Origin of the sequence: Ancylobacter rudongensis, from assembly GCF_900100155.1 — a bacterium.
In the GTDB taxonomy this organism is placed as follows: domain Bacteria; phylum Pseudomonadota; class Alphaproteobacteria; order Rhizobiales; family Xanthobacteraceae; genus Ancylobacter; species Ancylobacter rudongensis.
In genome coordinates, this window is the sequence record NZ_FMTP01000001.1 from 1,076,914 (window position 1) to 1,088,756 (window position 11,843).

15 protein-coding genes and 3 tRNA genes are annotated in these 11,843 nt (G+C 66.9%); 7 read left to right on the forward strand and 11 right to left on the reverse strand.

Annotated features, from left to right (window positions below; genetic code table 11):
• The 6 genes from BLO63_RS04965 to BLO63_RS04990 form a co-directional block, all read right to left on the reverse strand.
• Positions 1–2,109, reverse strand: coding sequence for a flagellar motor protein MotB (locus BLO63_RS04965; RefSeq protein ID WP_244517619.1), 2,109 nt, complete (start codon positions 2,107–2,109; stop codon positions 1–3).
• A 105-nt stretch (positions 2,110–2,214) separates the two neighbouring features.
• The gene (locus tag BLO63_RS04970; protein ID WP_091437180.1) at positions 2,215–3,474 is read right to left on the reverse strand and encodes an aminopeptidase; all 1,260 of its coding nucleotides are present in this window, start codon (positions 3,472–3,474) and stop codon (positions 2,215–2,217) included.
• Between the two features lie 141 nt (positions 3,475–3,615).
• Positions 3,616–3,900 (reverse strand): hypothetical protein, encoded by a 285-nt coding sequence (locus BLO63_RS04975; protein WP_091437182.1) that lies wholly within the window; start codon positions 3,898–3,900, stop codon positions 3,616–3,618.
• 165 nt (positions 3,901–4,065) lie between these two features.
• Entirely contained in the window at positions 4,066–4,650 is a 585-nt protein-coding gene (locus tag BLO63_RS04980) for a nucleoside 2-deoxyribosyltransferase (RefSeq protein ID WP_091437296.1), read from the reverse strand.
• Between the two features lie 84 nt (positions 4,651–4,734).
• Positions 4,735–4,811 (reverse strand) — tRNA-Arg (locus BLO63_RS04985).
• A 24-nt stretch (positions 4,812–4,835) separates the two neighbouring features.
• Positions 4,836–5,141, reverse strand: a complete 306-nt coding sequence (locus BLO63_RS04990; RefSeq protein ID WP_091437184.1) for an ETC complex I subunit — start codon at positions 5,139–5,141, stop codon at positions 4,836–4,838.
• Between the two features lie 417 nt (positions 5,142–5,558).
• On the opposite strand from BLO63_RS04990, the gene rpsU reads away from it, so the two are divergent.
• The 3 genes from rpsU (at position 5,559) to BLO63_RS05005 (ending at position 6,394) form a co-directional block, all read left to right on the forward strand.
• Positions 5,559–5,840, forward strand: a complete 282-nt coding sequence (rpsU, locus tag BLO63_RS04995; protein ID WP_091437185.1) for a 30S ribosomal protein S21 — start codon at positions 5,559–5,561, stop codon at positions 5,838–5,840.
• Positions 5,841–5,901: 61 nt separating this feature from the next.
• Positions 5,902–6,159, forward strand: coding sequence for a hypothetical protein (locus BLO63_RS05000; protein ID WP_091437187.1), 258 nt, complete (start codon positions 5,902–5,904; stop codon positions 6,157–6,159).
• A gap of 158 nt (positions 6,160–6,317) precedes the next feature.
• Positions 6,318–6,394: transfer RNA gene (locus BLO63_RS05005), tRNA-Pro, on the forward strand.
• Between the two features lie 16 nt (positions 6,395–6,410).
• On the opposite strand, the gene BLO63_RS05010 is transcribed toward BLO63_RS05005, so the two are convergent.
• The 4 genes from BLO63_RS05010 to BLO63_RS05025 all read right to left on the reverse strand — a co-directional run bounded on the left by BLO63_RS05010 (position 6,411) and on the right by BLO63_RS05025 (position 9,001).
• Positions 6,411–6,851 (reverse strand): PPC domain-containing DNA-binding protein, encoded by a 441-nt coding sequence (locus BLO63_RS05010; protein WP_091437188.1) that lies wholly within the window; start codon positions 6,849–6,851, stop codon positions 6,411–6,413.
• 56 nt (positions 6,852–6,907) lie between these two features.
• On the reverse strand, positions 6,908–7,417 hold the full coding sequence (locus tag BLO63_RS05015; protein ID WP_091437190.1) for a DUF192 domain-containing protein: 510 nt from the start codon (positions 7,415–7,417) through the stop codon (positions 6,908–6,910).
• A gap of 86 nt (positions 7,418–7,503) precedes the next feature.
• Positions 7,504–8,073 carry a cold-shock protein gene (locus tag BLO63_RS05020; RefSeq protein ID WP_244517620.1) on the reverse strand — a complete coding sequence of 190 codons (570 nt, stop codon included), beginning with the start codon at positions 8,071–8,073 and terminating at the stop codon, positions 7,504–7,506.
• Between the two features lie 160 nt (positions 8,074–8,233).
• Entirely contained in the window at positions 8,234–9,001 is a 768-nt protein-coding gene (locus BLO63_RS05025; protein WP_091437194.1) for an SIR2 family NAD-dependent protein deacylase, read from the reverse strand.
• A gap of 54 nt (positions 9,002–9,055) precedes the next feature.
• On the opposite strand from BLO63_RS05025, the gene BLO63_RS05030 reads away from it, so the two are divergent.
• The 3 genes from BLO63_RS05030 (at position 9,056) to BLO63_RS20900 (ending at position 10,717) form a co-directional block, all read left to right on the forward strand.
• On the forward strand, positions 9,056–9,478 hold the full coding sequence (locus tag BLO63_RS05030) for a VOC family protein (protein WP_091437196.1): 423 nt from the start codon (positions 9,056–9,058) through the stop codon (positions 9,476–9,478).
• Between the two features lie 239 nt (positions 9,479–9,717).
• Positions 9,718–9,792 (forward strand) — tRNA-Glu (locus BLO63_RS05035).
• Between the two features lie 295 nt (positions 9,793–10,087).
• The gene (locus BLO63_RS20900; protein WP_143007049.1) at positions 10,088–10,717 is read left to right on the forward strand and encodes a HEPN domain-containing protein; all 630 of its coding nucleotides are present in this window, start codon (positions 10,088–10,090) and stop codon (positions 10,715–10,717) included.
• A 57-nt stretch (positions 10,718–10,774) separates the two neighbouring features.
• On the opposite strand, the gene BLO63_RS05040 is transcribed toward BLO63_RS20900, so the two are convergent.
• Entirely contained in the window at positions 10,775–11,527 is a 753-nt protein-coding gene (locus BLO63_RS05040; protein WP_091437198.1) for a hypothetical protein, read from the reverse strand.
• 70 nt (positions 11,528–11,597) lie between these two features.
• Between BLO63_RS05040 and BLO63_RS05045 the strand changes: the two genes are divergently transcribed.
• Positions 11,598–11,843: transposase (locus BLO63_RS05045; RefSeq protein ID WP_143007050.1), on the forward strand; the 246-nt coding region annotated here is incomplete at its 3' end.

The following is an 11,843-nucleotide window of genomic DNA, read 5'->3' on the forward strand; positions in this document are numbered from 1 at the left end:
TCACCTCACGATCAGCTGCACGCCGGCAGCGGGGCCGTTCGTGCCGGTCGGGGTCTGCACGGCGAGCGAGGGTTGCTCGCCGGTGATCAGCCGATCCGGGGCGATGCCGGCGGCGGCGAGGTACTGCACCAGCGCCTGAGCCCGTGCCGCCGCCACCGCCGCCTCCGTGTCCGGCTGACGGATGGAAATCTCGATCAGCGCGTCCGGACAGCTGGCCGCGGCCGCCGCGATCCGGTCGAGCAGGCCGAAGCTGGAGGTCTCGATGGTCGCATCCGTGGCGGAGAAGGTGATGGTGCCCTTGTCCAGCAGGTGATTGATGAGGCTCTGGCAGGCGGTGGCATCGACCGGCGCCGGCGGGGGGGCGACATCGAGCGCCACGTCGAGCGTGAAGCCGGAGGGCAGGCCGGCGGCCAGATTGGCCCGCACCGAGGTGACGGCTTCGGGGTAGAGCACCGTTCCCGTCACCTTCAGCTGGTTGTCGTCGAAGCGCGCCTCGCCGCTTTCCAGCCGCGACAGCTGGCGCATCGCCGTCATGACGGCGGCGGTGAAGCCCTGCGGAGCGCCTTGCGCGATGGCCGAGACGTCGTTCAGCCGGGCGCCGAAGAACTGGGTCCTGGCGGCCTCGACAAGGCGTTCATGCTCGGAGGGCGAGGGAAAGAAGCCGGACAGCGTCAGGCCGTCGCCATCCTTGCGCAGGCTGAAGACATAGGGCGAGACAACCGGCGGGCGCACATCGCTGCGCAGCGTGAAGCCCCGCGGCGGCGATTCTTCCAGCGCCATGCGAACGGTCATGAACGCCGCCGCATCGAGCGCTTCGCCGGCGATGGAGAGCGTCGTGCCCGTGCCACGCACCGCGCCTTGGCGCAGGCGGGAGAGCTGGGAGACGCCGAAACTGGTGGCCGCGACCCAGGCCTCGGCGGCCGGCCCGCCCATGGCGATCCGCATCTCGTCGCTCACCGGCACGCCGGGGAAATCGCCGCGCACCGCGTCGAGCACCAGCCGCTTGGCTTCCTCGGACGGGGCATAGCCGGTCAGCCGCAGCCCGTTTGCGCTGCGCTGCACGCCCCACACGAAGGGATCGACGCGCGGCGGCTCGACCGCGAACCGGGTTAGCGTATAGCCCTCGGGCACGTTTCGGCGGGCGCCGGCCAGAGCGTCATAGGCGGCGAAGTCGGGCGCCGTGCCCTCGATGGCGATGGTGGTGCCCGACAGCGACACCGTGCCGTTCGGCAGCCGGCCCAGTTGGCCAAGGGCGAAGGCCACCGCCTTGAGCCAGCCCTCGGTCGGCGGGGCACCATCGGCCAGCCGCAGCCGGTCGGAGATCGCCGCCCCCGGCACCGCGCCGCGCACCATGTCGAGCAGGGCGCGGCGGGCGTCGCCGAGCGGGATATAGCCCGAGAGGGTGACGTCGCCGTCCTTCTCGCGCGCCGCCGACCAGATGAAGGGCGACACGATCGGCGGCAGCACGGCAAAACGCGCCAGGTCGAAATCGCCGGGCAGCTCGCTGCGGACGGTGACTTCCAGCGCGTCATAGGAGGCGAAGTCGGGGGCCCGGCCCTCGATCGAGAAGGCATCGTCGGAAATGGTGATGCGGCCCGCCGGCATCTTGGCCAGCTGCTGGATGCCGAAAGTGACGACACCGATGAAATCGCCGGCCGGCACGCCCCGCGCCCGCACCAGTTCCTTCTCGCCCGTCACCACGATGCCCGGCGCCATGGCGGCGGCCGCCTCGGCAATGCGCCGGCGCGCATAGGAGGACGGCACATAGCCTTCGAGGTGCAGCTTGCTGCCGTCGCGGATGGCGGCGAAGGTGAACGGCCGGCGCTCCGGCAGGAGGGTCGTGCGGTCCTCGACGATACGCACGCCGGAAAGCCGCGCCAGTTCGTAGCGCACCTTGATCCGCGCTTCCTCGGACAGCGCCTCGCCCTCAAGCAGCGCGTTGCGGCCCTCGAAGCGGGCATGGGCCCAGGATTCGCCGATGACCGAGAGCAGCGTCTCCGCCCGCTCGGTCAGGTCCTGCTCCACCGGCGCCCGCGCGAAGGTGACGGCAAGCGCCACCAGCACGGCAAGGGCGGGAAGCCCCTTCCACCAGGCGCGCCAACGACACATCACCAATTCCCCCGTCCGGCGACCGGATTCGGTCGATCGCAAGGCGACGGGACTTCATCATAGATCGGCGACATCAGGAAGCCGCCCCGCTGCAAAGCACGACACTCACGCCCATTCGCCCTTGCGCATCACCGGCTCGGCGGCGCCGGACGCGCTGATGCCGTCGACATCGACCTCGCCGGAACCGATCATCCAGTCGATATGGATCAGGCTGGTATTGGCGCCGCGCGCCGCCAGCTCCTCCGGGGAGAGCGCGGCGCCGTTGACGAAGCACTTGGAATAGGACTGGCCGAGCGCGATGTGGCTGGCGGCGTTCTCGTCATAGAGCGTGTTGTAGAACAGCAGGCCGCTCTTCGAGATCGGCGAGGAATGCGGCACCAGCGCCACCTCACCGAGCCGACGGGCGCCCTCGTCAGTGTCCAGCACCTTGTTCAGCACGTCGGCGCCGGTGCGCGCCTGCGCCTCGACGATGCGACCGCCCTCGAAGCGCACCGCGATGTCCTGGATCAGCGTGCCCTGATAGGCCAACGGCTTGGTGCTGGCGACATAGCCGTCGACACGGGCCCGGTGCGGCGTGGTGAAGACTTCCTCGGTGGGGATGTTGGCGTTGCAGACAATGCCGTTCTTGGCCTGCGAGGCGCCGCCGGCCCATTCATGCTCGTCGGCCAGGCCGACGGTGAGGTCGGTGCCCGGCCCGCGAAAGCGCAGCGCGGCGTAGCGGCTGGCGTTGAGGCGGGCGGTGCGCGCCTGCAGCTCGGCATTATGCGTCGCCCATGCCGCCACCGGATCGGCCGCATCGACCCGCGAGGCGGCGAAGATGGCATGCCAGAGCTTGGCGACCGCGATGTCCTCGGGATCGTCAGGAAACATCGCTTTCGCCCAGGCGGGGGAAGCGTAGGACACGATGGTCCAGTTGATGTCGAAATTGGCGATATGCGACAGCGCCGGCATATAGGCCTTGGAGCGCGCCCGGTTGGCACGCGACACTTTGTCCGGGTCTTCATTGGCGAGCAAAGACGGGTTTTCGCCGGAGATCGCCAGCCGTGCCGCGCCGGAGGCGAACGCTTTCGCCATGCCCTCGTATAGCCAGCCGCTCGCGGTGTCGAAGCTGTCGTCCGGCGCGTTGCGGAAGCGCATCAGCGCCGCCTCCTCGTCGCTGAACAGGGTGGTGACGAGGCTGGCACCGGCCTTATAGGCGTGCTCGGTGATTCGGCGCACCAGCGGCAGCGCGTCGAGCGAGGCGGTCATCACGAGTTCCTGCCCGCGCTGCAGGCCGAGCCCGACATGCACCGCGACGGCGCCAAGCCGGTCCAGCCTTTCCTCATGCGAGAGCAGATCGGGAAGTGTGCCGGCGTGCTTGGTCATGGTGGTCTCCGAACGAAGGCGGCGCGTCGCCGCGTCGCCATTCAAGAAAGGCGCGGTGCCGCCCGTCAAGCCGGAGCCTATACAAACGAAAACGGGCGAGCCCAAGGCCCGCCCGCTCCGATCAGGAATTCGGGTGCGAGATCAGCGCTCGCTGCGCTTGTTCGCACGCTCCTGGTTGATGATCGCCTGATCGCCGCGCATGTACCACGGGTCGGCATAGGAGGGCTCATGGCCATAGGACGGGCCGAGGGGCGCCGGGCGATACTGCGGCGCGTAGACCGGCTCGCCATAATAGCGTTCGCCCATATAGGCGTTGCGCCCCTCATAGACCTGGCCGCGATAGGCGGGCTGGTCGGCGAAAGCGGCGCCGACGCCGCCGGCGGTGAGAATGCCCAGAGTAGCAGAGGCAAGAATCAACTTGCGCATGATGTCATCTCCGTCGTCTGAAAGCTTTTGCTTCTGGATCGAAACATGACGCTCGATCCGTTCGGACAGACAACGGCGCATAGAAGGAAATGGTTCCATTCACTTCTTGGCGTGGGTGCGCACGCCCAAGATGTCGGCGGACGAATGCCTGGTGTCCGGGTTCGGCTACCAGCCGATCAGCCAGTCCGCGAGGCTGCCTGCCAACAGCGCCGCCGCCAGGCTCACCGCGACGGCGATCGCCACCGACCGCCTTGTGCGCCGCTGCAGGTCGTGGTTGCGCACCGCGAAATCCAGCGCCGCCATCGCCGCGGCGATCGCCTCCTCGGGCGAGGACCAGACCGTGCGCCCATCGGGCACGATCATCAGGTTTTCCGGCTTGCCCCAGTCCTCGACCAGATGCCCCTCCCCGTCCCGGCCGTCGGCCAAGGGAGGATGGCGCTCGAGGAGCGGGCGGGGATCGGCCGACCACAGGAACACCGGCTTGCCGCGCGCTTCGGCATAGCCCATCTCAAACGCCGTGCCCGGGTCCATGTGGGTGCCGCGAAACGGGGTGATGTTGGCGACCATCGCGTCCGCCGCGTCGATCATGTCCAGGCAGGCCTGGCGGATGTCGACGCCCTCGGCGTGCAGCGGAAACAGCCCCTGCGCGCCCGCCGCCGCACACAGCGCCTGCAGCCGCGCGCCCTCCTGCGCGGCGTCCGGCCGAAAGACTTCCGGCCCGGCGAGGTAAAGGCGAAGCATGGGGGGCATGGGGAACTCGCGGGAAAGGGCGACGGCAGGCATCACGTCCCACCCGCCCGGGGCGAGGAAGCCGCCGTTCCGGCTCGCGAAGGGTGGCGACCGCGGCTGGGCTCGAACCAGCGACCTGCCGCTTAGAAGGCGGCTGCTCTATCCAGCTGAGCTACGCGGCCCGCCTGTCCCCGCCGGCAGGACGATCAGTGGGTCCACTGGCCGATGCGGCGGAAGCTGAAATTGTCGGAATAGGCCATGCGCCGCCGCGCCGCTTCCTGCGGCTCCTGCAGCTGGTAGGCGATGCCATGCTTCTCGGCATAGGCCACCGCCTCTTCCTTGGTGTCGAAGCGCAGACGCAGCTGGCTCTTCATGTCACCGGAGCTGGTATAGCCCATGAGCGGCTCGACCAGGCGAGGCTGCTCGGGCTCATAGTCGAGCACCCAGAGCTTGGTTCGGGCGTTGCCGGACTGCATGGCGGTCCGGGTCGGCTTGTAGATGCGTGCGACCATTTCCCCTCGCTCCCTTGCCTCGCCGCCCCCGCCGCGCCGAGTGCCGGCGTCGAGGCGGGCCAGGCGCCTCGCCCGCCCTGATTAAGGCGGTCACAACGTTCTGGCAATGGGCCCGCGCCCCGGTTCCCCCATCCGCCGTGCTCATCGGCCCCGCATGCGACACGGCCTTCGCCCGGGACGCATTTAACCGCTCGAATACATGGCAGCATTCGAAGGCGCGCGAAGGCAATTCGAGAAAGCCGCGAGAGCATCCGAGGTGGCCGACGAACCCAATCCGGCGCTCACTCGTGCGGTGCGCGCGCATACCAGCGGGTAGAGGCCCCTGACTTTTTCTGCCTTTCGTCCTATATAAGAACAACGTCGTCGCTCGCGACGGCGATTTTTACCATTCGACTCGACCACAGGATTGGACAGGATTTGCAGGTTCTCGTACGCGATAACAATGTTGACCAGGCGTTGAAGGTTCTGAAGAGGAAGATGCAGCGCGAAGGCATCTTCCGGGAAATGCGGGCGCGTCGCGCCTATGAGAAGCCCTCCGAGCGGCGCAACCGCGAAGCCGGCGAGGCCGTTCGTCGCGCCCGCAAGGTGGCGCGCAAGCAGGCGGTTCGCGAGGGGCTGATCGCCGCCCCGAAGAAGAAGCCCTCCACCCGCCCGGCCTTTGCCCGTCCGGCGGCCCCGCCGGCGCCGGCGGCCGAATAGCCCGCGCAGCGACTTCACGCGCCTTGAGACCGTGCCTGACGACACCGAAAGGAATCGACCCATGAGCCGTCCCCTGCCCGCCTCCGCCCTCCCCGTCTCCCGGCCGACGCTGACCCGGCTGGAAACGAAGGCGGAAGCGATCTCGCGCGCCGCCATGGAGACGATCCATCAGGAAGTCGTCCGGCGCGAGGCCAAAACCGCCCAGCTTCGGGCGGCGCGCCTGGCCAAGGAGGCCGCCGAACGTGCGGTGACGGCGGCCAAGCCGCCGGCGGCGAGGTCGGCCCCTGCCGCCAAGCGCAAGGTCGCCTCCGCCCGATAGGCGGACGGCGGCGTGAGCGGTTGGCCGGCGTCCTGCGTGGATGCGGGCCTTCCGCCCGCCGGCCATCTTGCCGACCGGGACCCTTCTGTGCCATCTGACAGCGGCCCGGCCCCAGCGGGCGAGAAGACGTTGCCCGCCACGGCGGGCATTCAAGGTGTCGGGGCATAGCGCAGCCCGGTAGCGCGGAAGTTTTGGGTACTTCAGGTCGCAGGTTCGAATCCTGCTGCCCCGACCAGCCTCGACCCAGCCCCTTACCGACGGATCAGCGCCAGCCCGCTTTGCGGGTCGATCTGCTTGTGCAGATGGGCGGGGGTCTCGGTGACGATGAGCTCCAGCGTCGGCCGGACAACGCCCTTGGAGAGATGGCCGGCCAGAGCGCTGCCATCGTGCCGCCCCAGCACCACATGCACATGCACCGCCGGCTGGCCGTCGGGATCGAGCGCCACATCGCCCGACAGCGCGGCCACCTCCACCTGCTCCTCCACCGGGATGTCGCGATATTCCTTCGACTCCCAGTCGAAATAGCTGATCACGCCATGGCTGAAGGCGCCGATGGCGGACAGATGCGCGCCGGTGAGTCCCTCCCGGCGGGCGAAGTCCTGCAACGCCGCCATCGCCTCCTCGCCGGTCTCCAATATGACCGCCCAGCTGCGAAGCTCGCCTGCGTCCCCGAGTGTCTTGATGATGGCCATCGGCGCCTCCCTGTTGCTGCGGTCTGCACCAACGGATGGACGCCCGGCGCGTTCCGCTACCCGCCGCCGAACAGGCGATGCTCGATGCGGTCGCCAACGGCGATTCCCTTCGCCCGCACCGTGCCGGCGGGCAGCTCCAGCACCGCCTTCACCGGCACGCCGGAGGAAATGGTGGCGGTGGAAAGCGGCACCGTGTCGGTGGCGATGCTGGCGATCCGCCCATCCGAGCGGATAAACAACATGTCGAGAGGAATGTAGGTGTTCTTCATCCACATATAGATCGGCTGCTCGACGCCGAAATCGAACAGCATGCCGGCATTGGGCGCGAGTTCGGTCCGGTACATCAGCCCCTTGGAGCGCTGGGCGGGCGTCACCGCCATCTCGATCTCGACCCCGAGCGGACCCGCCTTGGTGACAATGGTCAGCTGCTCGACATTGGCGCCAGCCGGCCCGAGACTCGTGAACAGGAGCGGGCCGGCAATCAGGAGCGCGGCGAGCGCCAGGCCGAGCCCCCGCCCCTGCCGGCCCGCCGCGCGGAACGCGGTGGCCGTGCGAGCGACACTCAACGCGCTGAAACTCAAAGCGCCAATACTCAAAGCGCTGAAACGGATGCGTGCGGAATTCATGCTGCGACGACGCCGGGGCGCCTTCCCTAGTGAGACGATGGGGTGGCGGCACCATCGGGCCGCACTTCGGCAGCCATAAGGCCTTTCGGCCCCGGTCCGAAGCGCACCAGCACCATCTGGCCTGGGCGCAGTTCGGCCAGCCCGTGGCGACGCAGCGTCTCCATGTGCACGAAGATGTCCTCGGTGCCCTCGCCACGGGTGAGGAAGCCGAAGCCGCGCAGCCGGTTGAACCACTTCACCCAGGCCCGCTCGAAGCCGCCGACGGCCTGCACCGTCACATGGGTGCGGGCCTGCGGCAGCTGCGAGTGATGCACGGCGGTGGTCTCGTCCATGGAGAGCACGCGCAGGGCCTGGAAGCCGCGCTCGCGGGCCACCACCTCGCACACCACCCGCGCTCCCTCCTGCGCCGTGGTGAAGCCGCCACGCCGCAGGCAGGTGACGTGCAGCATCACATCGCCGCTGCCATCATCGGGGACGACGAAGCCATAGCCCTTGGAGAGGTCGAACCATTTGATGCTGCCGGCGAGCTGGAGGACCTTGCCATCCTGGCGCTCGCCCGCCTCGTCGCCCTGATCCAGCTCGTCGCGAGAGCCCATTCCCGTGCGTGGCAGAGACCCGTCCGACACCATCGGCTGCCTACCTCCAGGAAAACCATTTCGCCCCAGCTGGCGAAACCATGATTCCGAGGCCGAAGCATAGCACCCGCCGCCGCCACGAAAACACCGAAATCGATTCGCGGCGCGATTCCGCGCCCCGTCAACCGGCCAGCGCCGCCTCGAACACGTCGCCAATGTCGGCATGAATGACCAGGTCGGCCAGATCGTCGAGTTCGGTCGGCTCGCGATTGACGATGACGAGCGTGGCCCCCGCGCGCTTGGCCTGGAGGGGAAAGCCGGCCGCCGGCCACACCACCAGCGAGGAGCCGAGGACAAGGAACACGTCGCACGCGCCGCTGAGCGCCCCGGCCCGCGCCATCGCCGCCGCCGGCATCGGCTGGCCGAAGGAAATCGTCGCGCTCTTGACCGGGCCAGTGCAGGACGCGCAGTCCGGCGCCCGCCCCTGCCCTTCCTCGAAACGGGCGCGGACCCAGTCCAGCTCATAGCGCTGGCCGCAGTCGAGGCAGCTGGCATAGGTGCTGTTGCCGTGCAGCTCGACCAGCTGTTCCTCCTCGACGCCGGAGGCCTGGTGCAGGCCGTCTATGTTCTGGGTGATGATGGCCTGCAGACGCCGCTGCGCCAGCAGCGCGGCCAGCGCCCGGTGGCCGCGCCCGGGCTTTGCCCCGCCCAGGGCCGGCTCCAGCGCGAAACGCCGCCGCCAGGCCTCGGCCCGCATCTGCGGGCTGGCGCGGAAGGTCTGGTAGTCGATCGGCCGGTTCCGGCTCCACAGCCCGCCGGGCGAGCGGAAATCGGGAATGCCGCATTCGGTCGAAATTCCCGCGCCGGTGAAGGCGACGCCGGCCTTCATGCCGGCCAGCACGGCGGCCAGCGCCTTGGCCGATGTCTTGATGTCATCGCCCGTCGTCATATGTTGCGCTCACCCGACCCGCGGACACCCCTGCGGCAGCCTTTGAGAGGACTCATGAAGTACCTTCACACCATGGTGCGCGTCACCGATGTCGACGCCTCGCTGGACTTCTACTGCAACAAGCTGGGGCTCACCGAGGTGCGGCGCAAGGAATCGCCGCAGGGCCGCTTTACGCTGATTTTCCTCGCCGCTCCCGGCCAGGAAGGCGTCGCCGAGGTCGAGCTGACCTACAACTGGGACCCGGAAACCTATGGCGAGGGGCGCAATTTCGGCCATCTCGCCTTCGAGGTCGACGACATCTACGCCGCCTGCCAGAAGCTGCAGGAGGGCGGCGTGACCATCAACCGCCCGCCGCGCGACGGCCGCATGGCCTTTGTCCGTTCGCCCGACAACATCTCGATCGAACTGCTGCAGAAGGGCGATGCGCTGCCGCCGCTGGAGCCGTGGGCGTCGATGTCCAATACCGGCAAGTGGTGACGGCGGGTTGAGCGGGCGGGCCGGCGCCGTCATGCCCGGCCCGCAAGAGGCCCGATACGGTTCCGATTCGACCTCTGCGGCGGCGCGCGAGGCAACTGGTGGCGCCTGCCGTCCCCGCGTTGCCAGCGCCCCTGGCGCTGGGGAAGGCGTTTCAGTGGTTCGAACGCGATGCCTGTGGATGACGCCGACGGCACCATCTTGCGCGCCGCCGCGCGTCACCCTATAAGGCCCCGGCCTGCGCGCCCTTCGTCTATCGGTTAGGACGCCACCCTTTCACGGTGGAGAGAGGGGTTCGACTCCCCTAGGGCGCGCCAGGCTTTTCTTATGTCCGCATGTCATTGATTTTACTAGATAATCACTGACGCGAAAGTGGACATGGACCCCAAGTGAACCCCAGCGATGGACCCCAGCGGGAGCGTTCCGGCTGTGGCGGGTTGACGCCATGGTCGCGATTCAGTTGCGGCCGCTCTCGGCGCTTGGGCTCAAATTTTGGTCCGATGGTAACAAATGCCCCCCCAGCGAAGTGAGACAGGCAATCTTGCTCTAGCGCACCGACTGTATTTTGGTGAGGGATCATCGAAACCATAAGCTTGGTTCTTAGGAGCGACTATGCCCTCGGCAGCACGCCTGAACTTCGAGCGACACCTGCTGAAGGACGTCGATGCCCTCATCAAGGCCCATCGCGAGGGACTAGGACGGGGGCGTCCTCCGTCCGTACTAACTCGCAGCGGCACGTTTCTTCTTTGCGCTGCGTGGGAGCTGTATTGCGAGGAGGTCCTACTAGAAAGCTTTTCCCATATTTTGGCGCGCTGTGGTGCCCCGACAAACCTGCACTTGAATGTGCAGAAGACACTGGCCTCAGCGATAAAAAATGAGAAGAGCGAGCTCGCACCTCTTCAACTTGCCGGAGACGGATGGAAATCATACCTAAATACGCTTGCCGAGACCCGCGTTAAGCAACTGAATACACCTAGCGTTGCGAACATCACCGAACTGTTCAGCCGTATTGTTGGCGTTGATGTAACACCTTCGCTTCAGCCTCACGAGATCAGACTGAAGTCGTTTATCTCTAAGCGAGGCGACATAGCTCACCAAGGCGCACAGGCGGGACATGTGAGTATCACTGACCTAGAAGCCGACAAACTCTTCATCTGCGGATTGGTTGTCGAGTTGGATAATTTCCTTATTGCACCAGTGCAGCAGATTTCAGGCCATCGCCCTTGGAATGCTCGTCGATGACAAGGACGCGCTTCTAGGCACCCGTTTATGCCTCTTATACATGGACCAAGCTTATTTCTAAGAGTGCGCCTCAACGGAGACCGGGATGGTGGTCCCGACCTTCGCCACCGCCACATCCTCCATAATCATCCGCACTTCATCCACCTTTGATGCCGGCGCGAGGAGCCCATCGTGGATGCCGAGACCGACAATCTCCCGCTCCGTCATCTCCACCAGCACGGCCACCAGTATCTCGCTCTCGATGTGCATGAGCTTGAGGCCGATGCCGGACCCGAGACTGCGGGCGAGCGCCGGATGGCGCGATAGGATGGCGGCCTTCGTCCTCTTCACGGTCCAGCCTGCCGGTAGGCGTTCGCTGGCGTCCGCGTCTTCACCATTGCCTGCCCGCTCGTAGCCCCATCGGGTCATCTTCGGCCCCGCATTGAGAAGCGTGTTGAATGCCTTCTTCACCGCCGCCCGGTGCCCTTCCAGCCCCGGAATGGCGTACATATCGCCCTCGGGAGGCGTGACACCGACTGTCGCGTAGGCCAGCCTCACGGCCATCTGCCCATAGTCGAGTTCAGCCACCGTCTCGCCGTTTATCCGAATGCCGCTGCGTCGAGATGATGGAAGGTTCTGCCAGAACCCACCGAACAGACGGCCACCGAGGTCAAAGGAAACTATCGGAGTCTCGCCTTTGGCCCCTGCCCTCATCACGAAATGCCTGCGCAGCCTACGCTCCGAGATGTGTACGGCTCCGAGGTCATCTTCAGCGAAGCCGATGTCTGCGCCCGCAAGGAAGCCGTTCAGGGCCTCCACAGCCGCCCGCATGGCTATTGACGTTGCCCCTCCTGTCTAATCCAGATTGAAGTTCGTTCTGGCCCATTTAGAGGACCAGGACATGAGGCGCAGCCGCTTCACGGAAGAGCAGATCATCGGCATCCTGAAGGAGCACGAGGCTGGGGTGCCGGTCTCGGACCTGTGCCGGAAGCACGGGGTCAGTGACGCCAGCATCTACAAGTGGAAGGCCCGTTTCGGCGGGATGGATGTGTCGGAGGCCAAACGGCTGCGGGCGCTCGAGGATGAGAACGCCAAGCTGAAGCGCATGCTCGCCGACGCCATGTTGGACAACGTCGCGCTGAAGGAT